At 63.2% G+C, this 26,200-nt stretch carries 26 protein-coding genes; 16 read left to right on the top strand and 10 right to left on the bottom strand.

Going from position 1 to position 26,200, the window contains the following annotated elements:
- Window positions 1-5: 5 nt before the first annotated feature.
- From ACEWFR_RS09460 to ACEWFR_RS09450, 3 genes are all read left to right on the top strand, one after another.
- Complete coding sequence (locus tag ACEWFR_RS09460; protein ID WP_374060789.1) at window positions 6-1,502, top strand: DHH family phosphoesterase; 1,497 nt, start codon at window positions 6-8, stop codon at window positions 1,500-1,502.
- Between the two features lie 82 nt (window positions 1,503-1,584).
- Window positions 1,585-2,412 (top strand): CBS domain-containing protein, encoded by an 828-nt coding sequence (locus ACEWFR_RS09455; RefSeq protein WP_374060788.1) that lies wholly within the window; start codon window positions 1,585-1,587, stop codon window positions 2,410-2,412.
- A gap of 226 nt (window positions 2,413-2,638) precedes the next feature.
- Window positions 2,639-4,339, top strand: a complete 1,701-nt coding sequence (locus ACEWFR_RS09450; RefSeq protein ID WP_374060787.1) for a methylmalonyl-CoA mutase family protein — start codon at window positions 2,639-2,641, stop codon at window positions 4,337-4,339.
- Between the two features lie 50 nt (window positions 4,340-4,389).
- Here ACEWFR_RS09450 and ACEWFR_RS09445 read toward each other — a convergent pair whose 3' ends face one another.
- Window positions 4,390-4,656, bottom strand: a complete 267-nt coding sequence (locus ACEWFR_RS09445) for a hypothetical protein (RefSeq protein WP_374060786.1) — start codon at window positions 4,654-4,656, stop codon at window positions 4,390-4,392.
- Window positions 4,657-5,313: 657 nt separating this feature from the next.
- On the opposite strand from ACEWFR_RS09445, the gene ACEWFR_RS09440 reads away from it, so the two are divergent.
- A complete protein-coding gene (locus ACEWFR_RS09440; protein ID WP_255291393.1) occupies window positions 5,314-5,448 on the top strand; it encodes a hypothetical protein in 135 nt (44 codons plus the stop codon).
- A gap of 29 nt (window positions 5,449-5,477) precedes the next feature.
- Here ACEWFR_RS09440 and ACEWFR_RS09435 read toward each other — a convergent pair whose 3' ends face one another.
- From ACEWFR_RS09435 to ACEWFR_RS09425, 3 genes are all read right to left on the bottom strand, one after another.
- Window positions 5,478-5,726 carry a DUF6684 family protein gene (locus tag ACEWFR_RS09435; protein WP_098724228.1) on the bottom strand — a complete coding sequence of 83 codons (249 nt, stop codon included), beginning with the start codon at window positions 5,724-5,726 and terminating at the stop codon, window positions 5,478-5,480.
- A 56-nt stretch (window positions 5,727-5,782) separates the two neighbouring features.
- Complete coding sequence (locus tag ACEWFR_RS09430; protein WP_374060785.1) at window positions 5,783-6,202, bottom strand: hypothetical protein; 420 nt, start codon at window positions 6,200-6,202, stop codon at window positions 5,783-5,785.
- A 138-nt stretch (window positions 6,203-6,340) separates the two neighbouring features.
- A complete protein-coding gene (locus tag ACEWFR_RS09425; protein WP_374060784.1) occupies window positions 6,341-7,405 on the bottom strand; it encodes a polyprenyl synthetase family protein in 1,065 nt (354 codons plus the stop codon).
- Window positions 7,406-7,542: 137 nt separating this feature from the next.
- On the opposite strand from ACEWFR_RS09425, the gene ACEWFR_RS09420 reads away from it, so the two are divergent.
- Window positions 7,543-8,865 (top strand): M28 family peptidase, encoded by a 1,323-nt coding sequence (locus ACEWFR_RS09420; RefSeq protein ID WP_374060783.1) that lies wholly within the window; start codon window positions 7,543-7,545, stop codon window positions 8,863-8,865.
- Between the two features lie 447 nt (window positions 8,866-9,312).
- Window positions 9,313-10,173, top strand: a complete 861-nt coding sequence (locus ACEWFR_RS09415) for an NAD(+)/NADH kinase (RefSeq protein WP_374060782.1) — start codon at window positions 9,313-9,315, stop codon at window positions 10,171-10,173.
- Window positions 10,174-10,287: 114 nt separating this feature from the next.
- On the opposite strand, the gene ACEWFR_RS09410 is transcribed toward ACEWFR_RS09415, so the two are convergent.
- Window positions 10,288-10,548 (bottom strand): hypothetical protein, encoded by a 261-nt coding sequence (locus tag ACEWFR_RS09410; RefSeq protein ID WP_374060781.1) that lies wholly within the window; start codon window positions 10,546-10,548, stop codon window positions 10,288-10,290.
- A gap of 88 nt (window positions 10,549-10,636) precedes the next feature.
- Window positions 10,637-11,320 (bottom strand): endonuclease III, encoded by a 684-nt coding sequence (gene nth / locus ACEWFR_RS09405; protein WP_374060780.1) that lies wholly within the window; start codon window positions 11,318-11,320, stop codon window positions 10,637-10,639.
- 220 nt (window positions 11,321-11,540) lie between these two features.
- On the opposite strand from nth, the gene ACEWFR_RS09400 reads away from it, so the two are divergent.
- The 4 genes from ACEWFR_RS09400 to ACEWFR_RS09385 all read left to right on the top strand — a co-directional run bounded on the left by ACEWFR_RS09400 (window position 11,541) and on the right by ACEWFR_RS09385 (window position 14,589).
- On the top strand, window positions 11,541-12,170 hold the full coding sequence (locus tag ACEWFR_RS09400) for a hypothetical protein (RefSeq protein ID WP_374060779.1): 630 nt from the start codon (window positions 11,541-11,543) through the stop codon (window positions 12,168-12,170).
- 404 nt (window positions 12,171-12,574) lie between these two features.
- Window positions 12,575-13,558, top strand: a complete 984-nt coding sequence (gene mvaD / locus ACEWFR_RS09395; protein ID WP_374060778.1) for a phosphomevalonate decarboxylase MvaD — start codon at window positions 12,575-12,577, stop codon at window positions 13,556-13,558.
- Between the two features lie 150 nt (window positions 13,559-13,708).
- Window positions 13,709-14,179: an Lrp/AsnC family transcriptional regulator gene (locus ACEWFR_RS09390; RefSeq protein WP_374060777.1), complete on the top strand. Its 471-nt coding sequence runs from the start codon at window positions 13,709-13,711 to the stop codon at window positions 14,177-14,179.
- A 122-nt stretch (window positions 14,180-14,301) separates the two neighbouring features.
- Window positions 14,302-14,589 (top strand): HalOD1 output domain-containing protein, encoded by a 288-nt coding sequence (locus tag ACEWFR_RS09385; protein ID WP_374060776.1) that lies wholly within the window; start codon window positions 14,302-14,304, stop codon window positions 14,587-14,589.
- A gap of 139 nt (window positions 14,590-14,728) precedes the next feature.
- Here the strand turns inward: ACEWFR_RS09385 and fen are convergent, their stop codons facing one another.
- Entirely contained in the window at window positions 14,729-15,706 is a 978-nt protein-coding gene (fen, locus tag ACEWFR_RS09380) for a flap endonuclease-1 (RefSeq protein WP_374060775.1), read from the bottom strand.
- A gap of 149 nt (window positions 15,707-15,855) precedes the next feature.
- On the opposite strand from fen, the gene ACEWFR_RS09375 reads away from it, so the two are divergent.
- Window positions 15,856-16,860, top strand: coding sequence for a sulfurtransferase (locus ACEWFR_RS09375; RefSeq protein ID WP_374060774.1), 1,005 nt, complete (start codon window positions 15,856-15,858; stop codon window positions 16,858-16,860).
- A 263-nt stretch (window positions 16,861-17,123) separates the two neighbouring features.
- Here ACEWFR_RS09375 and ACEWFR_RS09370 read toward each other — a convergent pair whose 3' ends face one another.
- Window positions 17,124-17,696, bottom strand: a complete 573-nt coding sequence (locus ACEWFR_RS09370; RefSeq protein ID WP_374060773.1) for a GNAT family N-acetyltransferase — start codon at window positions 17,694-17,696, stop codon at window positions 17,124-17,126.
- A gap of 120 nt (window positions 17,697-17,816) precedes the next feature.
- Here ACEWFR_RS09370 and ACEWFR_RS09365 point away from each other — a divergent pair, with 120 nt between their 5' ends.
- The 3 genes from ACEWFR_RS09365 to ACEWFR_RS09355 are packed head-to-tail and all read left to right on the top strand — an operon-like array spanning window position 17,817 to window position 20,052.
- On the top strand, window positions 17,817-18,230 hold the full coding sequence (locus tag ACEWFR_RS09365; protein WP_374060772.1) for a hypothetical protein: 414 nt from the start codon (window positions 17,817-17,819) through the stop codon (window positions 18,228-18,230).
- Complete coding sequence (locus tag ACEWFR_RS09360; protein WP_374060771.1) at window positions 18,227-19,285, top strand: ATP-binding cassette domain-containing protein; 1,059 nt, start codon at window positions 18,227-18,229, stop codon at window positions 19,283-19,285. The genes ACEWFR_RS09365 and ACEWFR_RS09360 overlap by 4 nt, the downstream gene beginning before the upstream one ends.
- Window positions 19,282-20,052: an ABC transporter permease gene (locus tag ACEWFR_RS09355; protein WP_374060770.1), complete on the top strand. Its 771-nt coding sequence runs from the start codon at window positions 19,282-19,284 to the stop codon at window positions 20,050-20,052. Before ACEWFR_RS09360 ends, ACEWFR_RS09355 begins: the two co-directional genes overlap by 4 nt.
- Before the next feature lie 54 nt (window positions 20,053-20,106).
- Here ACEWFR_RS09355 and ACEWFR_RS09350 read toward each other — a convergent pair whose 3' ends face one another.
- Complete coding sequence (locus ACEWFR_RS09350; protein ID WP_374060769.1) at window positions 20,107-21,354, bottom strand: sulfatase; 1,248 nt, start codon at window positions 21,352-21,354, stop codon at window positions 20,107-20,109.
- Window positions 21,355-21,463: 109 nt separating this feature from the next.
- Here ACEWFR_RS09350 and ACEWFR_RS09345 point away from each other — a divergent pair, with 109 nt between their 5' ends.
- Window positions 21,464-21,715 (top strand): hypothetical protein, encoded by a 252-nt coding sequence (locus ACEWFR_RS09345; protein ID WP_374060768.1) that lies wholly within the window; start codon window positions 21,464-21,466, stop codon window positions 21,713-21,715.
- Between the two features lie 648 nt (window positions 21,716-22,363).
- On the opposite strand, the gene ACEWFR_RS09340 is transcribed toward ACEWFR_RS09345, so the two are convergent.
- Window positions 22,364-25,228 (bottom strand): MMPL family transporter, encoded by a 2,865-nt coding sequence (locus ACEWFR_RS09340; protein ID WP_374060767.1) that lies wholly within the window; start codon window positions 25,226-25,228, stop codon window positions 22,364-22,366.
- Between the two features lie 279 nt (window positions 25,229-25,507).
- On the opposite strand from ACEWFR_RS09340, the gene ACEWFR_RS09335 reads away from it, so the two are divergent.
- A complete protein-coding gene (locus ACEWFR_RS09335; protein ID WP_374060766.1) occupies window positions 25,508-26,149 on the top strand; it encodes a helix-turn-helix domain-containing protein in 642 nt (213 codons plus the stop codon).
- The last annotated feature ends 51 nt before the right edge of the window (window positions 26,150-26,200 follow it).

The following is a 26,200-nucleotide window of genomic DNA, read 5'->3' as shown; positions in this document are numbered from 1 at the left end:
GGCAAATGGTTTTTCGGCTCGTGCTCGGCTGCGGAACCGTCTGCCGTCAGGTGACCGACCAGGTCGCCGAGCGCGACGGCCGCGTGCTCGTCATCACCAACGACGAGAGCGTCGTCGAGACGTTGCGCGACGAGAGCGTGCCGTCTCGGAGCGCGGATCCGGCCGATCCTGCCACCATCGCGAACGTCGACACGCCGGACGTGATCTTCGTTGGGAGCGACCGAACCGACGTCAATCGGGCCGCGCTCGAGGCCGCGCGCGAGCGGTTTCCCGATGCCATAATCGTGGCCTATCTGGGCGGTAACGCGACGGCCGCCGACCGTGACCGGTTTGCGGCCCGCGCGGATCGGATCGTCGACCCGACGGACGCGATGGCCGACCGCGCAGTCGACGGGACGGCGAGCCCGTCCGCCGAAGCGGCGATCGAACTCCGGGAGCGGCTGGGTCGGATCGACGGCCGGCTGGCGGTCGTGGCCCACGACAATCCGGACCCGGACGCGATCGCGAGCGCGGTCGCGCTCGTCGGCGTCGCCGAGTCCGTCGGCGTCACTGCCGACGCCTGTTACTTCGGCGACATCTCCCACCAGGAGAACCGGGCCATGGTCAACTTGCTCGAGTTGGATCTGCGAAACATGGCTCCCGACGACTCGCTTTCGGAGTACTCGGCGTTCGCGCTGGTCGATCACTCCCGGCCCGGCGTCAACGATCAGCTTCCGACGGACCTCAACGTCGATATCGTCATCGACCACCATCCGCCGCGCGGGCCGGTCCCCGGCGAGTTCGTCGACCTCCGAGAGGGTGCGGGTGCGACCAGCACCGTCCTGACGGAGTACGTCGATCGCTTCGATCTCGCGTTCGACCCCTCGACGGCGACGGCGCTGTTGTACGGCATCCGAGTCGACACGAACGATTTTACGCGGGAAGTCTCACCCGCCGACTTCAGGGCCGCATCCACCCTGTCTCCCCACGTCGATACGTCGATTCTGCGCCAGATCGAACAGCCCTCGCTCGAGGGCGAGACGCTCGAGACGATCGCGCGGGCGATCAAGAACCGCATCCAGCGCGATTCGGTGGCCGTCGCCAGCGTTGGGCGGATCGGGGATCGGGACGCGTTACCTCAGGCGGCCGATCAGCTGCTCGCGATGGAAGGCGTCGAGACGACGCTCGTGTTCGGGTTCGACGACGAGATGGTGTTCCTGTCTGCCCGCTCGCGAGCCAACGACGTCGACCTCGGCGAGACGCTCCGGGATGGGTTCAATCGGATCGGCAGCGCCGGCGGCCACGCGGACATGGCCGGCGCCCAACTCGAGATCGGGATTCTGGGCAGCGCCGACCACGAAGTGGAGGTCGAATCGATCGTCAGCGTGGTCGAGGAGGTGATCACGAACCGGTTCTTCGAGGCGATCCAGACGCGACCCGGGGTCCCGGTTGGCGCCTACACGCAGACAAGCGAGTGGCTGTTCACCCAGCGCGGCGAGCCGGAAGGCGGCGAGTCGGCGTGAGCGGTGTCGAGGGCCGAGAGTAGAAATTCGGCTGGCGGCGTCAGTACCAGTACTTTTGCGCGCGGCTCTCGTGTCTCCGTGTATGGACGTCGTGTCGGACCGGACGAAACCCAAGGTCAAAGAGTATATGACGCGCGACGTGGCGACGGTGTCGCCGGACGAGACCGTCAGCGAGGTCGCGACGCGGATCGCCGAGAGCGAGGAGCACAGCGGCTTTCCGGTCTGCGAGCGTCGTCGCGTCGAGGGCTTCATCAGCGCTCGCGACCTGCTGCTCGCCGGGGACGACGACCTGATCTTCAAGGTCATGGCGACCGATCTGCTGGTCGCCCACCCCGACATGAAGATCAATGACGCTGCTCGAGTCATTCTCCGCTCGGGCATCCAGAAACTCCCCGTCGTCGACGACGCGGGCAATCTGGTGGGGATCATCTCCAACGCGGATGTCATCCGCAGTCAGATCGAGCGCGCGACCCCCGAGAAGGTCGGCAAGCTGATGCGAACCCTCGAGCAGATCCACGAGATCGACCTGACGGAGGAGCGCCGGACCGTTCCGCTCTCGGACCTGACGCCCACGCAGGGACGGGTCTACGCCGACGAACTCGAGGGCCGACGCTACGAACTCGAGCGGGGGCTGGCCGAGCCGCTGGTCGTCATCGACAACGGCGGTACCCTCTTGCTGGCGGACGGCCACCACCGCGTGCTCGCGGCCGACCGGCTTGGAATCGACGAGATGGACGCCTACGTCATCGTCATCGACACCGAAATCGATCTGGGGATGGCACGCACGGCCGAAAAGGAGGGCCTCGAGCGGATCGACGACATCGATGTCGTCGACTACGCCCGCCATCCGCTGGTTCAGACGACGAAGCGGCTGCAGTCCGAAGGCGGTGAGGGTAGGGAAACGGAGTAACGCCGTCGGTAGCCCGCCGTTCGCGACGGTGTCTTACACTCGTCGGACGCTGCCGGTCGGAGCCAGCGGTCGACTGACGATCGGCCCCTTCTCCCGTCAAATCGACTCGTGGCGGTCCCCAAACACTGGCCGTCTCTCCCACCGACCCGTTTCTCTCTTCGATTCGTTTCTCACGCCGATCCGTCCTTCCCGAACCTTCATTGCATCGTCGGCAAATATTACGACCATGTACGACGACGAGGATCTCGAGGAGATCCGCGAGGAAGGCCGGCGATGGGAAACGGAGTCGCTCGAGCCGGTCCTCGAGCGGCACGGCGAGCGGAAAGACCGGTTCGCGACGGTTTCGAACCACGAGGTCGATCGACTCTATACCCCCGAGGATGTCTCGGAACTCGATTATCTCGAGGATCTGGGGTTCCCGGGAGAGGAACCCTACACTCGAGGCCCGTACCCGACGATGTACCGCGGGCGGACGTGGACGATGCGCCAGTTCGCCGGATTCGGCACCGCCGAGGAGACCAACGAGCGCTTTCACTACCTGATCGACGAGGGCCAGACCGGCCTCTCGGTGGCGTTCGACATGCCGTCGCTGATGGGACTCGATTCGGACGACCCCATGAGCGAGGGCGAGATCGGTCGGGAGGGGGTCGCCGTCGACACGCTCCGGGACATGGAGATCCTCTTCGACGGGATCGACCTCGCGGACATCTCGACGTCCTTTACGATCAACCCCTCCGCGCCGGTGATCTACGCGATGTACGTCGCGCTGGCTGATCAGCGGGACGTTCCCCGCGCGGAGCTTCGCGGGACCCTCCAGAACGACATGTTCAAGGAGTTCATCGCCCAGAAGGAGTGGGTGATTCCGCCGGAGCCGTCGCTCGATCTCGTGACGGACGTCCTCGAGTTCAGCACGCAGGAAACGCCGAAATTCCACCCGATTTCGGTGTCGGGCTATCACATCCGCGAGGCGGGCTCGACGGCGGTTCAGGAACTCGCCTTCACCCTCGCGGACGGCTTCGGCTACGCCGAGGACGCGCTCGAGCGCGGGCTCGACATCGACGAGTTCGCGCCGCGACTGTCCTTTTTCTTTAACTGTCACAACTCCTTCTTCGAGGAGATCGCGAAGTTCCGGGCGGCCCGGCGAATCTACGCGCGGGTGATGGACGAGTGGTACGACGCGGACGCCGACGAGTCAAAGCGGCTCAAGTTCCACACCCAGACGGCGGGCCAGTCGCTGACGGCCCAGCAGCCGCTGAACAACGTCGCCCGGGTGACGATGCAGGCGCTGGCCGGCGTCCTCGGTGGCTCCCAGTCGTTGCACACCAACAGCTTCGACGAGGCGCTCGCGCTACCGGGTGAGAAGGCGGTCCGCGTCGCACTGCGAACCCAGCAGATCATCGCCGACGAATCCGGCGCGGCCGACATCGTCGACCCGATGGGCGGTTCCTTCGCCGTCGAGACGCTCACGAACGAAATCGAAGCGCGCGCGATGCGTTACATCGAGGAGATCCGGGAGATGGGTGACGGCTCGGTCCGCGACGGAATTCTCACTGGAATCGGGGACGGCTACTTCCTCCGGGAGATTCAGGATGCCTCCTACGAGTACCAAGAGCGCGTCGAGCGCGGCGAGGAGGTCGTCGTCGGCGTCAACAAATATACGCTCGAGGAGGATACCAGTCCCGAGATCCTCCAGATCGACGAGACCACGGCCGAACGCCAGCTCGGTCGCCTCGAGGACGTGAAATCGGACCGGGACGACGGAGCGGTCGCGGACGCGCTCGAGGCCCTGCGCGAGGCCAGCGAACGCGGTGAGAACGCGATGCCGTACATCGTCGACGCGGTGAAAGCCTACGCGACGATGGGCGAGATCATGGCGGTCTTCGAGGACCAGTACGGCGCGTACAGCGAGAACATCGGGCTGGCCTGAGACGGTCTGACGGACCGATGCCGGTAGCGGGGGAATGACCGGGGCGGCGACTACACCGCGTCGTCGTCGAACCGAGAGAGGACGCCGACGACGACCCCGAGCGATACCAGCAGGAGACCGACGGCGACGGCACCGTAGGCGGCGAGCGAGAGCGGCGAGACGGCCACCGCGACCGTTCCGATAGTGATCGTCTCGAGCCCGGTGTAGTCGGGGAGGGTCGCACCGAGCAGCGCCCCGAAGGCGGCGGTCGCGATGACCAGTGCGAGGCCGAGGCTGGCGACGGCTTCCCTGCCGGCGATCGTTCGATCGTCGGTCACGGCTCCCGATACGTCGTCCCGGATGGTGGTGTTTGTGCTGTGGTGATGGCGGGTCGACGATCGAACCCACGCTCGGACGGATACTGATGGAACGGACACACTACCGTTTCAACTAACAAATTTGAAACGGAGTCTGTCGATGACACAAGACGCGTATTCTCCGGTGTCTCCTATCGACGGGGCAGAGCCGCAAAACATATAGTCCCTTTCTTGTCTTATGGGTGTATGGTTCGATATCCTGATGGAAACTGTCCTGATTGCGGTGAACGGCTGTTCGATCGGATCGACGGTCCCGCTCGGTGCTCAAACTGCGTCACCCCCCGCTCTGGGGAGCGGACCGATCGGGAGCCGTCGACGATCTCGCGGTAGTTTTCAAGGGAGACCGCGTCTACAGTGGTGATACTGCCCGGTGTGTTCTTCCATCGTTTCGGCCAGCGCGGACCTCGACTCGCTCCGTGCTCGAGTCTCGGTCGGTGGCACCTCCGCATGGAACCGATGACACCCCCGCATGGCACCGGTCGCCCCCCAATGTCCCCGGTCGCTCCCCCAATGGCCTCGGTCGCTCCCCCAATGTCCCCGGTCGCTTCCTCGTCTGCTGACCACAGCTGGGAAACGCTCTTGCCCGTCTGTCGTGTATCTCGCCGATAGTGGTCGTCTATGAGCTCCGATAAGGCCGAGTCCGATCGACCGACACCGCAGCGCCGGCTTTCCGAAAAGGAACTGTTCTTGCTCCTCCTGGTCGGGATTTCGGGTATGATGGCGGTGACCGGGTTCGTGCTCATCATCAACTGACGGCGACCGCGGTCGACTCTCGGCCGCAATCAGGGCTCGCCGGTGTCGTATCGCGTCCGGTCGTCGGTTTCGATCACTCGAGCCGCGAGGTAGGTCACGAACGCGAGCGTTCCCATCGTCGACAGCAAAACGGCGAACTGAATCGTCGACTGGAGCGGATCGAATCCCCACGGGTTGAACACCGCGAAGACCGCGACGAAAAACGCCATGATCAGGAAGGGGACCGTGTTGACTGCGAGGTCGAGTGCTACTTCCGCGTCGAAGGCAGGTCGGCTCATCGGTAGCTGTTAGATTCGTGGTGTCTCGAGCGAGTCGTTCGGTGACCGGTTCCGATTCACGATTCGATCCCGCGGCTCTCGCCGCGTTCGGCTTGGCGGGACCGCACGAGGCCGGCCCCGCCGATCGTCACCACGCCGGCGACGACGAGCGCCGCGCCGCGACTCGCCAGACCGGTGAGTGGATCGAGGGGGGCGATCGGCAGGGTTCCGGTGCCGTGGGCGGCCAGTATCGCGCCGACGACGACGAACGCTGCGCCGACCGTGGCCGCGAACGCGAGGGGTCGGTCCACGTAGTTGGCGTCCGCGAGGATGCCGGCGACGCTCGCGGCGAAGACGACGAGTCCGCCGACGGCGACCGGGACGAGATCGACGACGATGCCGACCTCCGAGCCGACGAGTCCGAGGGCCACGAGGATCGGCCACGGTCTCGCGGCGTCCGTGCGATCGGTCCCGCCCCGCCTCGAGTGGTCGGCCATACCCGGGGTTCCACCTCGAGACTGTAGTATCTGCCCCTACTGTTCACTGTTCGTGACTCTCTCTAATTCCGACTCGAAGAATCAACGTCTCACCTGCCGCCGCCTCGCGAACGACTCACTCGAGTCCTGCGGGGGCGACTACTCGTCGCGCTCGATGACGAACTCCGTGAACTCCTCGAGCTTCCGGGTCGTCTCCGCGTCGAACGCCACGCCGTCGATCGCCGTGCGTGCATCCGCGGCCAACTCGAGCGCGCGCTCGCGGGCGTACTCGATACTGCCGGCGGCCTCGAGGATTTCGAGGGCCTCGATTATCTGCTCGTCGGTATTGTCGTCGGCCTCGAGGATCGCCTGCAGCCGTCGGGCGCGCTCCGGCTCGCTCGCATCGATGGCGTGGATGACCATGAGAGTCTTCTTTCCCTCGCGGATGTCGTTGCCGAACTCCTTGCCGAACGCGCCGGCCCGGCCCAGCGAGTGTTCGACATCCAGGATGTCGTCGCCGATCTGGAAGGCGACCGCGGTCAGCTCGGCGTACTCGGCGATCGCTTCCTCAACGTCGTCGGGCTGGTCGGTGATGATCGCGGCGAGGCGAGCCACGATTCGGCCGAGACAGCCCGTCTTGCACGCGCACATCTCCAGATACTGTGCCGTGTTGATCCGGACATCGCGTTCGTTGTGCCAGCAGATGTCCATCCCCTGACCGAGGTGGGTGCGATTGAGTTCGTCCATCAGCATCTCGTAGGCGGCCAGCCGTCGGTCGGCCGGGAGGCCGGCTGGATTCCGGCTGATGACCTTCAACGGCAGGAAGTACATCGCGTTGCCGGCATTGAGTGCGATATCGCGGCCATAGAGGCGATGGAGCGCTCGTTCGCCGCGTCGAATCGTGGCCCCGTCCTCGACGTCGTCGACGATGATCGTCCCGTTGTGCAGTATCTCCGGAATGCAGGCGTAGGGCAGATATTCGGCCGGATCCTCGTCGAACCCCTCGACGAAGACGAGGAAGAGTATCGCACGCCATCGTTTGCCGCCGCGGTCGAGCAGATCCCACAGCGGCGTCGCTAGCGCGCGCTGGATGCCGTGGGGATCGTACTCGTACGTCGGGGACCCGAAGAACGACTCGAGGTAGTCGGCGTCGATCTCGCGCGGAACCAGGTCGGCGATCGCTTCGTCGATGGCCGGCCGCCAGTCGGCTAGCGTCTCCCGCATATCGAGTTCGAGAGGGAGCGGCGTGAAAAAGATTCGTAGTTTGTCGTATCACCAACTATTGAAAACCGTCGGACAGTTCTCGGTATCCGTCGCGACCGAGCGGTACAGTTACCAGTCCATCGGTCCACGTTCCAGTCATGACCGCCTGGATCGGCTCCGTCTTCGAGAGCGACGTCGGCTGGGACCACCTTGAGGCCCTCGTCGACGTGGGGAATCGCATGGCCGGCAGCGAGGGCGAACACGAGGCCGCCGAACTGACGCGGGATGCGCTGGCCGACGTCGGCGCGCGAGACGCCCGACTCGAGTCGTTCGACATTCAGGGCTGGACCCGGGGCGACAGCGCGATCACGGCCGGCGACACCACGCAGGACTGTATCGCGCTGCCGCGCAGTCCGTCCGACCGCGTCGTCGCGCCGCTGATCGATCTCGGCTACGGTCTCCCCGCGGACTTCGAGGAGCGCGATGTCGAGGACGCCGTCGTCATGGTCCGCAGCGACGTGCCCGACTACTACGACCGGCATCTCCACCGCCGGGAGAAGTATTATCACGCCGTCGAGAACGGTGCGGTGGGGTTCGTCTACCGGAATCACGTCGAGGGCTGTCTTCCCCCGACCGGTAGCGTGGGAACGGACGAGGAACCCGTCGGCGAGATACCGGCCGTCGGCGTCTCGAGCGAGGTCGGGTCGCGGCTGGCCCGCCGGTTCGACGGCGAGTCGATCACGCTCTCCGTCGAAGCCGATATCCACCCCGCGGAGAGCCAGAACGTCCGCGCCGAACTCGGTCCCGACACCGACGAGCGCGTCCTCGTGACGAGCCACGTCGACGCTCACGACATCGCCGAGGGAGCGATGGACAACGGTGCGGGAACTGCGATGATCGTCGAGATCGCGAACGCCCTCGCGGATCGCGAGGGGGAACTCGAGACCCGCGTCGAGTTCGTCGCCTTCGGCGCCGAGGAGGTCGGACTGGTCGGCTCCACGCGGGCCGCCGAGCGGATCGATCAGGAATCGATCAAAGCGGTGGTCAACAACGACGGCGTCGTCCGCGATCGGACGCTCTCGATCGTCACCCACGGATTCGACGCGCTCCGGGACGTGGCGAACGACGTCGCGGACCGGTACGACCATCCGATCGGCACCGTGCCGAAACTCGGCCCCCACAGCGATCACTGGTCGTTCGTCACATGGGGCGTGCCCGGCTGTCACGTCAAATCGATGTCCGACGGTGCGGGGCGGGGCTGGGGCCACACATTCGCGGATACGATCGAGAAACTCGAGCCCCGGACCCTGTCCGAACAGGCGATTCTCCTGACCGAGTACGTCGTCGCGCTCGCTCGCGAGGACGTGACGATCGACCACCGGGATCCCGACGCGATCGCGGCCGACCTCGAATCCCAGGACCTCGCCGAAGGGATGCGGATCACCGGCGACTGGCCGTACGACGAGTCTGGAAGCAATTGACCGAGCGTACGCCCGATCGAACGAGGGGTGCGCGGTTCGGAGCGAGCGCGGTTCGGAGCGAGCGCGGTTCGGAGCGAGCGCGGTTCGGAGCGAGCGCGGTTCGGAGCGGATGCGGTTCGGAGCGGATGCGGTTCGGAGCGAACACAGTGAGCGAGAACCGCAGAAATGCGAACGGTGAGCGAAGCGAGCCGTGAGCGAACACAGTGAGCGAGAACCGCAGAAATGCGAACGGTGAGCGAAGCGAGCCGTGAGCGACCACCGTGAGCGAGAGTCAGGGGGATGCGACCGGTGAGTGACCACCGCGAGCGAGAACCGCGGACTGTGCCATTGGCGTGTGAACGGTTTTCGCTGCGATGTGGCCATCGCTGACGACTACAATCGACCGCCGGCGCGCGGTCGGCGACCGACAACCGTACGCTTTTGAGCCGGCCGCGTGAACTGCCGGTCATGGAATCCGCGTGGAGTGCGGGCAATTCACCCGTCGTCGGCGTCGTGGACCGTAAAGCGGATCCGAGCGATGCCATCGAGACCGTCGAGGAGCTCGAGTCGGTGCTCGCCGATGCGGACGCGACGATCGTCACCGGCGGTCTCGACGCCGTTCTCGCGGCGGAGCCGTCGGTGCTCGTGACGGTCGACGAAGCGGCATTGTCGGCGGTCGCTCGCGCCGGCGTCGAAACGCCCGTTCTCCCGGTCGGCCCCGTCACAGGAATGGAGTCGGTCGACCGCGACCGCGTTCCGGACGCGATCATGGCGATGCTCGAGGGACGAGCCGTTCACCGCTCTCGCCCAGTTTTCGGCGTCACCCTCGAGTCGGGAGCGACGCCCGAAACGGAACCCGACACCGAATCGGAGACCGATCGAACGGAATCGAGGCCCGATCGGAACGATATCGGTGGCGGAGAGCGCGCGCTGTTCGACGTGACGCTGGTCACCGACGAACCGGCGCGGATCTCCGAGTACGGCGTCCGAAGCCGGGACGCGTCGATCGCGACCTTTCGCGCCGACGGGGTCGTCGCGGCGACGCCGGCGGGGAGCCACGGCTATGCAAGCGCGGTCGACGCGCCGTCCCTCTCGGCGGGCGTCGACGCGGCCGCGGTCGCACCGATCGGTCCCTTTGTGACACAGACCCGTCGGTGGGTACTCCCAAACGACGACCTCGCGTTTACGGTCGAACGTGAGGAGAGCGACGTCACCCTCGTCGTCGACGGCCGAGCGGTCGGCACGGTCTCCGTCGACTCGCGGGTCGTCGTCTCCCTCGCCGGAACGCTCCCGACGCTGGTCGTTCCGGACGACCGGATCGAGGGCTAACTCGAGGAATCGGCAGCACCGAGGGCGAAAACCGCGGTGTCAGCAGTTGTCCGCGGGACAGTTGTCTGTGGTTGTCAGCGGGCGGAACCCGGATTGCTTCGACTCGAGCTTCGTTCAGCTATTGTACGGCTCCTCGTCCCGGTGGTGATCCGGGTTCGCGTTCTCGAGGGCGTCGTCGACTCGATCGTCGGACTTGTGTTCGATGTCCTGCCGCCGCTGCTCCTCGTCCTGTCGCTCGCGGGCTTCCTTCTCTTCCTCGGTGAGCTCCTCTTCGTCCCGCGCTTCCTCGGGATCCGTTTTCTCGTGCTCGAGTTGTACGTCCCGCCCGTGTTCGTCCGTGCCGGTGTTCTCGCGCTCGTCAGTGTTGTCGGACATAGTGATCCCGGCGGAGATACCGCTGGTCGCTGAAAAGGAATTGGGCTTGCGACAGTCGGCATGTCGGTTATATCACTAGATCAGACGATTACCAGGGCTCTCCGGAGGCGAGATCGATCTCGCCGTCGCCCTTCTCCGAGGGGCAGATATCCGCCAGTACGCAGTCGGCACAGTCGGGGTTACGAGCCGTACAGGTCGCCCGCCCGTGATCGATACAGAGGTGAGTGAACTGTTGCCAGTCGTCCTCGGGGACGATCTCCATCAGGTCGGTCTCGATCCGTTCGGGCCGCTCCTGTTCGGTGAGTCCCAGTCGCCGCGAGAGCCGCTGGACGTGCGTGTCGACGACGATCCCCTCGACGATGTCGTGAGCGTGCTGGAGGACGACGTTCGCCGTCTTCCGACCGACGCCCGAGAGCTCGGTCAGCTCATCCATCGTATCCGGCACCTCGCCGTCGTGTTCCTCGAGGATCGTCTCGCAGGAGGTGCGGATGTATTCGGCCTTGCTGTTGTAGTAGGTGATCGAGTTCAGATCTTCCGCGAGTTCCTCCTGGTCTGCGTTCGCGTACTCTTCGGCCCCGTCGTATTTCTCGAAGAGGTGTTTCGTCTCCTCGTTCACCCGCTCGTCCGTACACTGCGCCGAGAGGATCACCGCGATCAGCAGCTCCAAGCGATTCGCGTATCGCAGCGAAATCGTCGAGTCCGGATAGGCGTCCTCGAGGCGGTCGACGATCGCCTCGGCCTGGTCGGCGCGGGTCTCGAGGGGTGTTCCCATGCTGAAACCGTTGCGAGAGCGCGCATTTGAGCCGTTCGGTTCGAGGCGGTCCGTCCGCGCCGCGGTGATCCGTCAGCACGCTCGGTTTCGATGGCCGTCGGTACCGGTGTCGAGCAGAGGCGCGCGAATTGGATACGTCTGAGGAGTTACTGAAGGGATATTATTATCATGCGTCAGTGTACTAGTATGAAGAGGGTTCGACCGGGGTCGAATTTCGATAATGACAGGGGACGATGACACTCGGACGCAGTTCGATCGGACAGTGGAGGGGCGGGCCACCGGCCTTCTCGACGTATTGCTCGCAGAACTCGAGGCCGACGACGGACCGAACGCGGCGACGCTCCGTCGGGCGCTCGACCTGGAGCGAACGGCCAGTGCGGACCGAGTCGTGGATATCGAGGACGATCTCGAGACGCTGCGGGCGGACGTCGACGACCGCGCGGCGGTCAACGCGGAGTTGCGGACCGCGATCGAGAACGACCTCGAACCGCGGCTCGATTCCCTCGCGCGTCGGTTGCAGGGATTCGACGACCGATTGACGGCCCTCGAATCCGAGACGAGGGGGCTCCGATCGGAGCTCACCGCTGTCCGTGATTCCGTTACGGACGCATACGCCGACACTGGCACCGAGACCGACACCGATGCCGCCCAGTTGGACGCGCTCGCGGACGATCTCGAGACCCTCGAGCAAACGGTCGCGACCGCCTTTGACGCGGTCACGTCGGAACTCGAGGCCGATCTCGAACGGCTACAGATCGAGCTGCGGGACGATATCGCATCGCTCGAGCGGCGACTCGAGACGCTCGAAGAAGAGACGGAAGTCGACGCGAAACTCGAGACCGACGCGTAGTATCGTCCGCCAGCGCACCGTGGCATAGTATAGTAACAACTGCAACGATTTACACACCTGATCGCACGACAGCTGTCCGATCAGTGTGTATTGACTTGCAGTGGCTACTATTCACTGAAACGATTCACACGCCGATCGCACAGTCCGCGCCTCTCGCTCACGGTGGTCGCTCACGGTGGTCGCTTCGCTCGCCGTTCGCATCCCCGCGGTTCTCGCTCACTGAGCGAGAACCGCGCTCGCTCCCAACCGCGCTCCCGTCGTGCGGTCGTGTGTGCAGCCACGACTCGGATTCCCCGCCCGCGGCGGATATCCGACAAACCGGTGAATGCGCTGCCGCCATCCCAGACCAGTGGAATCGATAGGATGCCGTGAACTTTAAGCGGCCTTCAGCCACCTATCTGGGTATGAAAGCCACGGCGATGGCCCACCCCATTCAGGGGCTGGTCAAGTACCACGGGATGCGCGACGATATCAAGCGGCTCCCGTATCACGACAGTATCAGCGTCTGTACGGCCCCCAGCCACACCCGGACAACAGTCGAGTTCTCGATGGACTACGAGGAGGACACCTTCGTCGTCGACGGCGAGGAACTCGACGGCCGCGCGTACGAACGAGTCGAGGCCGTCGTCGAGAAGGCCCGCTCGCGCTCCGACGCCGCCCACACGGTGTATCCGGTGCGCCTCGAGAGCGAGAACAGTTTCCCCTCGAACGTCGGTCTCGGGTCGTCGTCGTCCGGCTTCGCGGCGGCGGCGATGGCGCTGGCAGAGGCCGCCGAACTCGACGCCAGCAAACAGGAGATTTCGACGATCGCCCGTGTCGGCTCGGCGTCGGCCGCGCGCGCGGTCACCGGTGCGTTCTCCCAGCTCTACACCGGAATGAACGACGAGGACTGCCGCTCGAAGCGGGTTCCGTCCGATCTCCACGAGAACCTCAAGATCATCGTCGGACTCGTCCCCTATCACAAGGAGACCGAGGACGCCCACCGCGAGGCCGCAGACAGTCACATGTTCCAGGCGCGCAACGCGCACATTCACGGCCAGATCGCCGAGATGCGCGACGCGCTGCGAAACAACGACTTCGAGGGCGCGTTCGAACTCGCCGAACACGACTCGCTCTCGCTCGCGGCGACCACGATGACCGGCCCCTCCGGCTGGGTCTACTGGCAGCCGGCCACGCTCGCCGTCTTCAACAAAGTGCGCGAACTCCGTGAAGAAGAGGACATTCCCGTCTACTTCTCGACCGACACCGGTGCCAGCGTCTACGTCAACACCACCGACGAGTACGCCGAAGAAGTCGAGGAAGCGGTCTCTGACTGCGGCGTCTCCACGACCACCTGGAACGTCGGCGGTCCCGCGAAACTCCTCGACGAAGACAAGCACCTGTTCTGAAACCCGACGGCTTTCCGCCGGCCGTTCGTTCCACGTTGATAACCGTTCCCGCGCTGTCGGAGCGACCGCCGAAGACGCGTCATGCCAGTTTTCCATCGCCGAAAAAGCCTATATGGACCGTTCCCCATACTGGTGTTTGTACTGACACCGATGGACGATCTCGACAGAGGCGACATGGCGATCCTTCATGCCCTCCAGGACGACGCGCGCAATGCGACGACAGAATCGATCGGCGAGCGGGTGAATCTCGCGGCGAGCACCGTCGCGGCGCGGATCAAGAACCTCGAGGAAAACGGGGTTATCACGGGTTACGAACCCAAAATAGACTACGAGACGGCCGGGTTCGAACAGCGGATGCTCCTCGTCGGGTCGATTCAGGGTACCGACGAGCAGATTGTCACGGCCGTCAGCGACCTCGAGAACGTCATCAGCGTGAGACGGTTGCTGACCGATGAAGACGATCTGCATATCGAACTCGTCTCCCGCTCCCAAGAGCGCGCGGAAGCGGTCGCCGACGAGTTACACGAACTCGGCATCGAGATCACGAAGACGAGCGTCATCGTCGAAGCGGCCAGGCAGTCGTTCGACCACTTCGGGGAGAAGTATACGACCGACGGCTGAGTTTTCGTTCGTTTCATCGATGGTGGGCCACTTTACGACTCGGTTGCCGGCAGGCACCTAGTCTGGTATAAATTGTACAATATACGAAAATCTTTAACCCCTCCTCGGACTAGAGGCGAACAATGCCGCCAGCATCCCAGCATTCCGACGGACGGAGTTCGCCCAGCGAAGACGTCGTCACGGCGGTCGCAACCGTGTTCGATGAATCACCGATAGAGCTGACGCCGCCGCTTTACGAAGCGGTCGATCCGGAAGCGCTCGATTCTCTCGTCGATTCGGGACCGACCGAACTTCGAATACGGTTTCGGTACAGGGGCTGTAACGTGTCGGTCGACGGAAACGGCCGCGTCGAGGTGTCTCCATTGGGTGAGGGGTCGCCGTCTCACGAACACACGCTACGGGACGAGTGAGACTGTCTGCTGTAACTGAGTCAGCAGTGCACCTGCGCCCCATCGTACAGGTACGCCGGAACTGACTGACAGTAGTCCGTATGAGCGGGACACGACGGTCCGAGAGACATCCGCCGTCGACTCTGGCCGTCCGGGTCCGTCACGTCCAGCGGTCTAACCCCGTCTGCGTGACGCTCTCCTCGATCCGCTCGAAGCCGCGGGCGACCTCGTCGTCGTCGACCGCCCACTCCTCGCAGACGAACTCGCGGGCCGCCTCGAGATCCGGATCGACGGCCGCGTCGAACTCGTAGTCGTCGGTCACGTTCGGGTCGCGGAACAGCTGCCGGACGCGGTCGCCGTACTCGATGTGTGCGCCCCGCGCCTCGAGCACGCTCCAGAGGTCGCCGTGTTCGGTAATCGCCGAGATAGCCGTTTTCGGGCCGATTCCGGAGACGCCCTCGTTGAAGTCCGTCCCAATAAGGATCGCCGCGTCGATCAGCTGTTCGAGGGTCAGCTCGTGGTGTGCGAGGGTGGCCTCGAGATCCATCAACTCGGGATCCCCCTTGCTCGTCAGCTGGCGAAGAGTGAGTGGGGATCCGAAGAGCAGGGCGTCGTAGTCCTCCGAGCCGACGTAGTCGGCGTCGCCTCGCTTGACCATGTGGGCGGCCTGGGCTTCCCCCTCCGCCGGCGCTTCGACGATCGGCACGTCGAGGAGTCGCAGCAGTTCCCGGCTGGTCTCCTGAATTGTCGGCGTCAGCCGCTGGGTTCGCGACTCGAGTTGCGCGATGGCGACCGCATCGCCCTCCTCGCGGGCCGTCTCGAGTTGCTCCTCGTAGCTCCGTCGCTGTTCGCGGCGGGATTCGATTTCGTCGTCTTTGAGTTCGGAGGGGCCGCCGTCGAAGACCATCACCGGCGTCACGTCGTTCTCGAAGAACTTGGGGAGTCCCTGGACGATTCCGACGAGGTTGGCGACCTCGGTTCCGTCGCCGGTCGTATATTTTGCGCTGTTGGTCCACTTGACCGTCGTGGTCAGATAGCGGTAGAGCCAGTTATGCGCGTCGACGGCGACGACGCCTTCGATGTCATCGAAGGGGATCTCCTCGATGACGGCGATATCCCGTAGTGCAGCATTTCCCATTGGGGGTAGTTGGGCGGACTGGGATTTGAAACGTTGCCTTCTCGATGTACGCGAGTGGACCGTCTCCGTTCACGGCTCTCGGGCCTCGAGCAGCAGGGTCCGAGCGACGCTACGCTTTTGCACAGCGAGAGCCACTCACCTAGTGACACGTGGATCCGAATCACCGACTCGACCGACGGACAGTGCTGCTGGGCACTGGCGCAGTCGCCGGCGGACTCTCGATCGCGGGCTGTCTCGGCGCGAACGGCGAGGCGGATCCGGACCTGTACGCGACGCCGGCGGCCGACGAGTTCGAGGCAGTCGTCGATAGCATGTGGCTCGAGGAGCACCTCAGCGACGTCGAACTTCTCGATATTCGGGATACTACGGCGTTTACCGAGGGGCATATCGCCGGCGCACATCGACTTCCGGAGACGGCGATGCTGGAAAATCACTACGAGGAAACGGCGGACGGATACGAAGCCACACCGGACGCGATCGCGGACGTCGTCGCGGACGCCGGCATAACACCTGCCGATGACGTGGTCGTCTACGGTGCGGGGTCGAATCTGTGGGAAACCTACGCGATCTACACGCTTCGTGCGATCGGTCACGACGGAACCGTCTCCTTGCTCGATGGCGGGTTCTCGGTCTGGACGGCCGCCGACGGCGAAACCGAAACCGGAACCCCCGAACCCACCACCGCGAGCTACGATCCCGAACTCGAGATGGACGTGGTCGCGACTCGCGACCGCGTCGCTGCGACCGTTGACGAGGACGGAGCGGACGTCCAACTCGTCGATAATCGCTCGCCGGCGGAGTACCGCGGCGAGCACGGGAACGACGATGTCAGTCGACGCGGCCATATAACCGGCGCAGTAAATATCGAGTTCACGCAGAATCTCATCGACGACGGAGACCGGCTTCGTTCGCCGGCGGACCTCGAAACGCTGTGGCTGGACGATGCCGGTCTCGATCCGGCTGAGGAGGCGATATCGTACTGCTCGACCGGTGTCCGCGGCTCCGTCGGCTGGTTTATTATGGAGCAACTCGGGTGGGAGACCGTCCGGAACTACGAGGGGAGCTGGCAGGACTGGGGAACCCTTTCCGAAGCCGACGGCTACTACTACACGTCCGGGCCAGACACGGGGACAGTGGTCGATACCTTCGCGTGACGATTGGTGCGTCAGGTATAGTACCAACTGGCACGGTTTTCACATCGATCGCACAGTCCGCGGTTCTCGCTCACTACGTTCGCTCCGAACCGCGCTCGCTCCGAACCGCGTTCGCTCCGAACCGCGCTCGCTCACGGCTCGCTTCGCTCACCGTTCGCATTTCTGCGGTTCTCGCTCACTGTGTTCGCTCCGAACCGCATCCGCTCCGAACCGCGCTCGCTCCGAACCGCGCTTCCGTCGTGCGATCGGGTGTGAAGTGACGTTCAGTGGCTACTATCGCCGTCGTGAGACTCGAGGGCGGGCGGCCCGCTGTTACGCCGCGCCTCGAGGAACTCGTGCTCGTCGTCTGAGAGATCGCGGTCGCGAAACTCCTCGAGACCGGCCTGATAGCGCTCGCGCTCGTTCGGGTGCCAGTCGTCGGTCGGCCCCTCGGTCGGTGCCGAATACTCGAGGATCAGTTCGGCGATACCGGTCGTCTCGCCGGTATAGGAAAAACCGGTCCGGTAGAGCGCCTCGTAGGCGAACGGGTTGTTGACGGCGATTCGAAGCCGATCGTAGCCGCGTTCGACCGCGCGATCACGGACTAGCCCGCAGAGTCGGGGACCGATTCCCTCACCCCGAAGCTCTCGGTCGACGGTTACGTAGCGCAGCCACAGCGTGTCCGCGTCGGTGCGATCCTCGTTGAACGCCACCGCTGCGACGATCCGGCCGTCGGGGGCTCGAGCCACCGCCTTGCCGGTGTTCGTCATGACGAACTTGCCGGCGTAGCTGAACCGTTCGTGATCGAGCCGGAGTTTGGGGCCGTCAGGCGGCCAGCCGAGCAGTTCGTACTCCACGGGATCCCTTGACGACCGATCTACTACAATGTCCGGTTTCGGACGGTCCGCGACGGGTGACTGTCCCCATCACCGATCGTGACGAACACGTTTGGATCCGTTTATGGTGGCCTGCCCACGATGAGCGGCGAATCAGAGACGACGACTGCGTTCGGGTTGCGCGGCACCACCGGATGGTTCGTCGGTGGCGCACTCGGCGGTGCGATCGGCGCGGTCGCCTTTGGCATCGTCATGGTGCTCCTCGAGCTGGGCGTCCTCGAGGCCGCCATCCCCGCGATCTACGGCCTCGAGCCTGCTGGACCCCTCGGCTGGGGGATCCACATCGCCCACGGGATCGTCCTCGGGTTGCTCTTCGGCCTGCTCGGACACGCACTGTTCAGCGTCGTCCTCGGAGCCGTCTTCGCCGCAATTGTCGATCTCCGCGATCGGAATCCCGACACCTGCTATAGCGGGACCGCTCAGCCGACAGTACTCCCAACCGACGACTGTTTATTGACTGACCGTCCAGTCAGTACTAGAACGATACCGCCATGAAAGCGATCCACGTCGACAGTATCACCAAGGAGTTCGACGGCGTGACCGCGGTCGACGACCTGTCGTTCGCGGTTGAGCGCGGCGAACTGTTCGGGCTGCTCGGCCCGAACGGCGCGGGCAAGTCCACGCTGATCAATATGCTCGTGACGCTCCTCCCGCCGAGTTCTGGGACGGCGTCGGTCAACGGACACGATATCCGGTCCGAACGGGGGGCCGTTCGATCCAGTATCGGCATCGTTTTCCAAGAACCTGCCCTCGACGAGGAGCTCACCGGCGCGGAGAACCTCGCGTTTCACTCGCGACTGTACGGTCAGAATCGAGCCGAACGCGCAGAGCGAATCGACGAGGTGCTCGCGCTCGTCGGGCTCTCCGCCGAACGTGACGACCCCGTCGGCACCTACTCCGGCGGGATGAAACGCCGCCTCGAGATCGCTCGCGGGTTGCTACACGAACCCGCCGTCCTCTTCCTCGACGAGCCGACCGTGGGTCTTGACGCACGCACTCGCCGCGACACCTGGGAGTACATCCAACGGCTGAACGAGGAGGCCGGCGTCTCGATCGTCCTGACGACCCACTACATCGAGGAGGCCGACCACCTCTGCGATCGCGTGGCGATCGTGGACGACGGCGATATCGTTGCGATAGACTCGCCGTCGGCGCTCAAAGCGTCGCTCGGCGGCGACGTCGTCGCCCTCGAGTTCGCGAGCGACGACGATCCGACAGCGCTGTTCGACCGACTCGAGGGGCAGTCGTGGAGCCGCGAGTACACCGCGAGCGACGACGGCGTCCGGGTGACGGTCGACGACGGCGACGCGCGGATCGCCGACCTCGTTCGACTGGCCGACGACACGGGCGTGCGTATCTCGTCGGTCGATCTCCGCGAACCGACCCTCGAGAACGTCTTCCTCGAACTGACCGATCGCTCGGCGGCGGGCAGCGACCGGAACGGAGCAGCCGGGGATCAGACCGTGATGGCGAGCGGTGACCAGACGGGGACGGCACTCGAGTCCGGCGACGACCGCTCGAGCGCAGTTTCCACGGAGGATCGGCCATGAAACTGGTCGACCCGCAGGCGATCTACGGGCTCTGGCTGCGCGATACGAAGCGATTCCTCCGATCGCCGTCGCGGATCGTCGGCTCGCTGGCGATGCCGCTGCTGTTCCTCGTCTTCATGGGATTCGGGTTCCAGGGCGCGGCGATCCCGGGACTCCCCGAGGACGTCGACTATCTGCAGTACCTCGTGCCCGGGATCGTCGGCTTCACGATGCTGTTCGGGGCCTCGTTCGCCGGCCTCTCAATTCTGGCGGATCAGGATGTCGGCTTCCTGAAGGAGATCCTCGTCGCGCCCGTGAGTCGCACCTCGATCGTCCTCGGTCGGATCGCGGGCGGGTCGACGACGGCGCTCGTCCAGGCGCTCCTGATCCTCGGGCTCTCGATCCCGCTCGGGTTCGCACCTGTAAGCCTGCTCTCGCTTCCGATCGCGGCCATCTTCCTCGTGCTCCTCGCGATCACGTTTGTCGGTTTCGGGATCGCACTGGCCTCCCAGTTCAGCGACAGCGAGGGGTTCGGCCTGATCGTCCAGTTCGTCATCTTCCCGCTTTTCTTCCTCTCCGGAGCGCTGTATCCGCTCGAGGGGCTTCCGAGTTCGGTGCGGTATCTGGCGTACGCGAACCCGTTGACCTACGGGGTCGACGGCCTGCGAGGGGTGCTGGTCGGCACCTCGTCGTTTTCCGTCTGGCTCGATCTCGGCGCGCTCGTCGTCTCGTCGGTCGCGATGGTTGCGATCGGTGCAGCGCTGTTCCAGCGCGTCGAGGCGGTCTGAGCGCCGCCTGCTGTTTTATCACTCGGTTCCATGCGCGATGTCGCTCGAGGTCGCCTACACTTTGTCGGCGATCGGGAGGTCGTCGACGGCCCCGACGATCCGTTCGCGCTCGGATTTCGCGGCTTCCCAGTCATCGACCAGTCGGCTGCCGATCGCGCGCAGTTCCTCGTTCTCCAGTGGCTCTTCTTCCGGCAGCGCGCGAAGCCGCTCCTCACCCGTGTGCGTTCTGGCGTACTTCCAGTTCGCACCGCGAACGCACGTGGTCGGATTCCGATTCCGCGTGACCACCCAGGGGTCCGTCAACGTCTCGTAGTCGCCGCCCGCCGCCAGCGTCGAGACGAGTTCGGGCAGTCGGCGCAGGGAGAACGGCTCCGTCACGGTATCGGTCGGCCCGTTGGCGACGACCAGTGGCACCTGCGCGAGCTCTTCGTGCGGGTACCCGCCGTGGCCGTACCGGCCGTGTTCGCCGAACAGTTCGCCGTGGTCCGCGTGGATCACGAGCAATGGATCTTCGTCCATCTCCTCGAGATCGTCGAGCAACTGCGAGAGGAACGCGTCGGTGTGTCGAACCGTATCCTCGTATGCGTCCAGAAGCGCCGCGCGGAACCGCTCGTCGAACCAATCCGGTCGGCCGGCGTACATCCATATATTCGCCAGATACGTCATCACTCTCGAGCGGGAACGATACTCGTCGCCCGGGATGTAGGGGAGGTGCGGATCGACCAGGAACGACCACATGAAGTAGGGCTCGTCGGCGCTCTCGAGCCACGACGACAGCTCGTCGTAATACGTCTCCCACGACATGAACATGTCCTGGCCCTGCCACCAGTTGAGGGCCTGGACGAGCGCGTAACGGATCGAGTTATCCGGCTTCCCGCCCTCGATGAGCCCCGACGAGAGGTCCTCGTCCATGAAGTCTTGGAAGTGGTCGAAGCCGGCATCGAAGCCAAAGTGACTCGAGGTCCACGGATTCGCGGTGAACCCCGCCGTGTCGTACCCGGCCGCCGACAGCCGCTCGGCTATCGTCCGCTGCGAGCGGAGGTGCGACTGGATATGGGTTCGCATCTGTGCTTTGGTGAACTCCGTGCTCCCCGATCGCTCGACGGCGTGCGCCCCCGTCATGAACGTCGTCGCCGACTCGTGGGTCGCCGGCCCCGTCGCGATCGCGTTCTCGAACGCGAGTCCCTCGTCGGCGAGTCGCTCGAGGGTCGGCATCGATCCCGACGAGTCGTCCGCATAGCCACAGTAATCGAGTCGAAGACTGTCGACAGTCAGTAGGATAACATTCCGTTGATCGCCCATTCTGTCGAGAGGCTATCCGGCCACGATGATTAATACCGGTGTCGTATTCGGCAGCCTCAACGGTTTATACGCCGGATAATAATCTAGGTCGTGCGCCGATAGTCGTGTCATGGCTTCGAATCAGACCGTTGGGCTGGACCGCGATGACCACGAATCGATCGCACTCCCGTCGGAACTCGTTTCGCGGATCGAATCTCGAGTTCCCAGAAGCGACTTCGACTCGGCCGACGAGTACGTGACGTTCGTCGTCGAAGAGGTCCTGGCCACCGTCGAAGCCGAAACCGAAACGGACGACTACGAGGCAGAAGCGCAGGACGAAGTCGAAGCGCGCCTCGAGTCGCTTGGCTACCTCGAGAGTTAGCGATTCGTCACCGCCGGTGGCCCCGTTCGGGGCCGAGTCGGTCGAAGTCTGCTCGAAGACGGTCGCGTTCGCTTCGCTCGCGCCCCGGGACGTCCGTAATTTCAAATCTCGTTTCTGATCCTACTCGCTCGCGAGTTCGTTTGCGACAGAATGTGCGGACCGGGAGTGGTTCAAATCCCGCTATCGCGCATTTTCCCCTCACGTCCGTTTTCCGTGAGGCGATGGTCAACGAGCGTTCGGCCGACGTAGGGAGGTAAAAGAAGATATCCCATCCCGAAGACCATCGGACAAACAAAACCGAACAGGCCGATCAACCGGCGGTTTGCTGGCTGGCGTCGACGGAGATCACAAGGAGGAACGCGACGAACGATCCCGCGCTGGCAATGGTAAACCGTTGCGTCCATCGTTGAAGGCCAGCGGAGGTAGTCGTGGTGGGTTATGATGCACCGGATATGCAAGTATTTTGACCGGCACATATCCGACTACTTCACTTCGATGGGATTTATCATACGTTCGGCCTCCTGATCGATGGATGTGACAAGACAACCAGTGATCTCGTCCATGACGAAACCAAACCGGCATATATCTGATAACACCGAAAGCGGGAACGTCACAGGGCGGACTGTTTAGACCGGATGGCGGGTTGGTCTATCGCCCAGGTACATCACTGTTTGTCTCGGCCGCCGCACCACACGAGTCTGTATCCGTACCCTCGCCGCGACCCACGAGCCGGGCCCAGACGACCAATAGACTTGGAAGGACGAACACGCTTGCAAGGAAGGCGAAGACGATGGTGAGCGCAGTAATAAGGCCGAATGACTGGAGGAACGGAAGTATCGCGACGAGCAACACAGCGAATCCGCTGGCAGTCGTCACTGCACTCGAGAGCAGTGCGCCGCCAGTACCACTCACAGTCTCGTGCAGTGCCGCCGCGACTGTCTCCGTCTCCTCGAGTTCCTGGTTAAACCGTTCGCTGATGTGGAGACTATAGTCCACTCCGAGTCCGATGGTAAGTCCGGTGATCATGCCAGTGACGATATTGAACGGGATATCGAGCAGCGCCATCGTTCCGAGTACCCATGTCAGGGTGAACGCGACAGGAACGATCGTTATGACTCCGAGTGAGGCGCTCCCCTCAGTGAACCGGTAGGCAGCCGTAAGGACGACGAGTACCGACACAAGCGCGACCACCAGACTCATGAATGCTGTCTCCGCGAGCTGATCAGCCGTGATCTGGTTAACGATGGTGTCCCCCGTAGCGATCGTTGAAACGCCCTCGCCGTCGACGTCCTCAGCGATCCACCCCATCTGGTCACGGACGGTTTCGTCTTCAGCACTCCCGTCGACCATTACAACCATCCGAATCGCCCGGTACTCGCCGTCATCACGGTAGATGACATTCTCTGCCTCTTCGGGCGCGATTCGGTAGAGTTCTTCGTAGACGGTGGCCACGTTTTCGTCCGGAACACCATCGTTATTGGTGTCGGCGGCCGCGAGCGTCGCGTTGAACGAGTCGTTCTCCGCCGCGACTCGATCCATCACCGTTATCGGATCAGTGATCGCGGCCTCGCCGCCGGTGTACGTTTCCGTCGTATCCATGCTGCTGGCGTTCTTCCGCGCCGAGTTGAGGCGATCAAGCGTTGCGGGGTCGGCTACGTCACCCCTGACGAGTATCGTCGTCGTTGTATCCTGTCTCATAAAATCGGAGTCGAGCGTGTCAATTGCCGTTTCTGCCGTGTACGTTCCCGGTGCAATCGGGGCGGGTAAGTTCTTCAGCCAGTCGTCGGGGTTCTCCGCCAGGAAGTCGGACTGCTCAAAGCTAGCGTTGATCTCCGTCGCGCCGTAAACGCCCACACTACTAATAAGGAGTGCGACAACAATTACGACGTAGGGGGCCGTCGTTGCGAGTGTCGCACCGGTATCGAGGAGGCGACTGATTAATCCGGTCCCAGTCCCGACTGCCGGTTTCACACGGTCAACACCGCGGCTCTCGAGCAGTTCGTCGAGTTCGACCTTCAGCGCAGGGACGAAGACGCCGAAGATGAGTAGTGTGGCAACGATCCCGATCGCGCTAACGATCCCGAGTTCACGGAAGACTGACAGCGGACTCGTGAGGTTTGAAAGGAAGCCGATGACAGTCGTTGTAGTCACGTAAACGAGCGCGACACCGACACTACCGAGTGCGACGGCCATGGCGCGACTGGGTGCCGTTTCACTGGACTCGCGGGCCTCGCGGTAGCGCATCACGACGTGGAGCCCGTAGTCGATGGAAAGCCCGGTGAGAAGAACGAGAACGACGATGAACGGCTGGCTGAACGCGATGTCGAACCACCCCATTGCACCGAACGTCCACGCGAGGACGAGGACGATTCCGAGGAGTCCGAGCAGGATGTCGGGCAAGTCCCTGTAGACGACCACGAGGACGAGCAGGACGAACGCGACGGCCAGCGGCCCGACCAGCAGGACGCTGTCGACCATTGAGTCAATAATCTCCGTGGACACGATGCCGTCCCCGTAAATCAGGACAGACATAGAGTCGTCGTCCGGTGCGAGGTCTGTCATGGCCACTTGGGAGTCCTCAATCTCGTCGGGCGCGTCACCCGGCGCAAACGAGCCACCAGATGTCTCCTGGGATACCACGAGCAGCGTCGCGTTGGTTTCGGTTGATCCCCGCTCGTAATAGTCGGGCATGAACGCGAGCGCCTGTGTCGATCGACTCGTGTTTCCAGTAAGTACGTTGGTAGCGATTCCATCGACCTGTGACTCGTTCAGCGACCGGAGTTCGTCGATTTGAGTGCTGAGAGAGGGGTCGAGATTGCTCAGGCGCTGCTTGTCCTCGGAGAGGGCCGCGTACTCTTCGGCCAGTATACGTTGCGTGACGTTCCCGTCACCGTCTCCGGTCCCGTTTTGGCCGTCGGTAGTCGCGTTCTCATCAGTCGCCGCGCGACGCTCCTCGACGGCGTTCGTAAAGAGCGCGTACTCCGTCTCGGTGAGATTTATCGACGTGTTCGCGTTGACATCCTCGAACGCCGGTCGGATGCTGGCGTTCGGGTTACGAGCGAGCGAATCGAGGGTAGCGTCGAGTGTCGATTCCGTCTCGGCGAGTTCGCGCTCACGGGTTCGAAGCTCCTCGGCTTGGTCGTCACGGAACGCCGTAGTTGCGATCAGATTCGCGACGCTCCGCGTGGGGTCGTTCTCGACGAGTGTGTCGTTGACCGTTTCGTTGTTCCGTACTGTTTGCTCGTATTCGAGTATCGAAACGAGTGTCTCCTTGTCGAGGACGTCATCGTCTTGGACGATAATCTGTGCAGATGTCGTGTTCGTCGTGCCCGCAGAGAAGTTCCCCTCGGAGTAATCAAGTGCGTCAGCTTCGTCAGCATCAGTCTGGAACTGATCAAGCGAAGTCGAGCGTTCGACCATTGGGATCCCGGCGACAATAACGGCCGATGCGATGAGCATGACTGCGATTACGAGACGAGCGTTTTCCGTGATATGCTCGCTTATACCGGACATCATTGTGAACCCGTCCGTTGGTTTGATATTTCTGTGGTTGTTTGTGATTCGAGAAATACCAGCTTGTCCGTACCGTGGAAAAGACTATCGATAGCATAAAAGGAAACAACCCTGGATTCAGCTTGTAGTACGCTAAACGCCTCATGAGCGGTGATTTCCAGCATTATGTATGCGTGCGAGTCTATACCGGTTAGTCGTTAGTGCGAACCATTGAGCGTATCACGAATATATTAGTGACTGGTGTTATTCAGAACAATTCCTAACGAGGAGTTACCCTCAATGCCACACGCGAAACTCACGATCGATCTCCCAGAGCACATCTGGATTGGAGATCTCTCGGCTACCCATCCGGAGTTAGTGTTCCAAGTTGTCACGAGTATCGTCGGAAAAGACACCGGCATCGGACTCATCCGGCTTACCGCCACCGATCCGCTGCCGATCATTACCGACATTCAGGCCCGCGATGACATCGATAGCCTTGAACTGCTCTGGAAACACGACGACGAAGCGCTCCTCCAGATACAGACGTCGAACCCCCTCCCACTCCTCCCGATCTGGCGAGCTGGCGTTCCGCTCAAGATGCCGTTCGACATCCAGAACGGGCAGGCCACGTGGAACGTGACTACATCGGCCGACCGCCTTTCGAGCCTCCGTACACACCTTGATGATCTCGGAATCGGATTCACTATTGAACACATTCGTGATATTGATGCGAGTCAGGCGGATCGATTGCTAACTGACCGCCAGCAAGAGGTGTTGGCAACGGCCGCCGAAGAGGGATATTATCAGGCGCCACGGGAATCGACGTTAGGCGACGTAGCTGACACTCTCGGAATCGCAAATGCCACGTGTAGCGATGTTCTCCATCGTGCCGAGGGCCACATCATCCACTGGTTTATAAAGGAGCATATGGAAGTATAAAACCATCATCACGAGTACGTCGACAGACGCCTACCGTGGCCGTTAAAATCA

It is taken from the genome of Natrinema sp. H-ect4 (assembly GCF_041894845.1).
Taxonomy (GTDB): Archaea; Halobacteriota; Halobacteria; order Halobacteriales; family Natrialbaceae; genus Natrinema.
This window is presented reverse-complemented; position numbering and strand designations above follow the sequence as displayed.

Coding starts and splice junctions, on each gene's coding strand:
- ACEWFR_RS09460 (WP_374060789.1), top strand. CDS start 6: ATGGTTTTTCGGCTCGTGCTCGGCTGCGGAACCGTCTGCCGTCAGGTG.
- ACEWFR_RS09455 (WP_374060788.1), top strand. CDS start 1,585: ATGGACGTCGTGTCGGACCGGACGAAACCCAAGGTCAAAGAGTATATG.
- ACEWFR_RS09450 (WP_374060787.1), top strand. CDS start 2,639: ATGTACGACGACGAGGATCTCGAGGAGATCCGCGAGGAAGGCCGGCGA.
- ACEWFR_RS09440 (WP_255291393.1), top strand. CDS start 5,314: ATGAGCTCCGATAAGGCCGAGTCCGATCGACCGACACCGCAGCGCCGG.
- ACEWFR_RS09435 (WP_098724228.1), bottom strand. CDS start 5,726: ATGAGCCGACCTGCCTTCGACGCGGAAGTAGCACTCGACCTCGCAGTC.
- ACEWFR_RS09430 (WP_374060785.1), bottom strand. CDS start 6,202: ATGGCCGACCACTCGAGGCGGGGCGGGACCGATCGCACGGACGCCGCG.
- ACEWFR_RS09425 (WP_374060784.1), bottom strand. CDS start 7,405: ATGCGGGAGACGCTAGCCGACTGGCGGCCGGCCATCGACGAAGCGATC.
- ACEWFR_RS09420 (WP_374060783.1), top strand. CDS start 7,543: ATGACCGCCTGGATCGGCTCCGTCTTCGAGAGCGACGTCGGCTGGGAC.
- ACEWFR_RS09415 (WP_374060782.1), top strand. CDS start 9,313: ATGGAATCCGCGTGGAGTGCGGGCAATTCACCCGTCGTCGGCGTCGTG.
- ACEWFR_RS09410 (WP_374060781.1), bottom strand. CDS start 10,548: ATGTCCGACAACACTGACGAGCGCGAGAACACCGGCACGGACGAACAC.
- nth (WP_374060780.1), bottom strand. CDS start 11,320: ATGGGAACACCCCTCGAGACCCGCGCCGACCAGGCCGAGGCGATCGTC.
- ACEWFR_RS09400 (WP_374060779.1), top strand. CDS start 11,541: ATGACAGGGGACGATGACACTCGGACGCAGTTCGATCGGACAGTGGAG.
- mvaD (WP_374060778.1), top strand. CDS start 12,575: ATGAAAGCCACGGCGATGGCCCACCCCATTCAGGGGCTGGTCAAGTAC.
- ACEWFR_RS09390 (WP_374060777.1), top strand. CDS start 13,709: ATGGACGATCTCGACAGAGGCGACATGGCGATCCTTCATGCCCTCCAG.
- ACEWFR_RS09385 (WP_374060776.1), top strand. CDS start 14,302: ATGCCGCCAGCATCCCAGCATTCCGACGGACGGAGTTCGCCCAGCGAA.
- fen (WP_374060775.1), bottom strand. CDS start 15,706: ATGGGAAATGCTGCACTACGGGATATCGCCGTCATCGAGGAGATCCCC.
- ACEWFR_RS09365 (WP_374060772.1), top strand. CDS start 17,817: ATGAGCGGCGAATCAGAGACGACGACTGCGTTCGGGTTGCGCGGCACC.
- ACEWFR_RS09360 (WP_374060771.1), top strand. CDS start 18,227: ATGAAAGCGATCCACGTCGACAGTATCACCAAGGAGTTCGACGGCGTG.
- ACEWFR_RS09355 (WP_374060770.1), top strand. CDS start 19,282: ATGAAACTGGTCGACCCGCAGGCGATCTACGGGCTCTGGCTGCGCGAT.
- ACEWFR_RS09350 (WP_374060769.1), bottom strand. CDS start 21,354: ATGGGCGATCAACGGAATGTTATCCTACTGACTGTCGACAGTCTTCGA.
- ACEWFR_RS09345 (WP_374060768.1), top strand. CDS start 21,464: ATGGCTTCGAATCAGACCGTTGGGCTGGACCGCGATGACCACGAATCG.
- ACEWFR_RS09340 (WP_374060767.1), bottom strand. CDS start 25,228: ATGTCCGGTATAAGCGAGCATATCACGGAAAACGCTCGTCTCGTAATC.
- ACEWFR_RS09335 (WP_374060766.1), top strand. CDS start 25,508: ATGCCACACGCGAAACTCACGATCGATCTCCCAGAGCACATCTGGATT.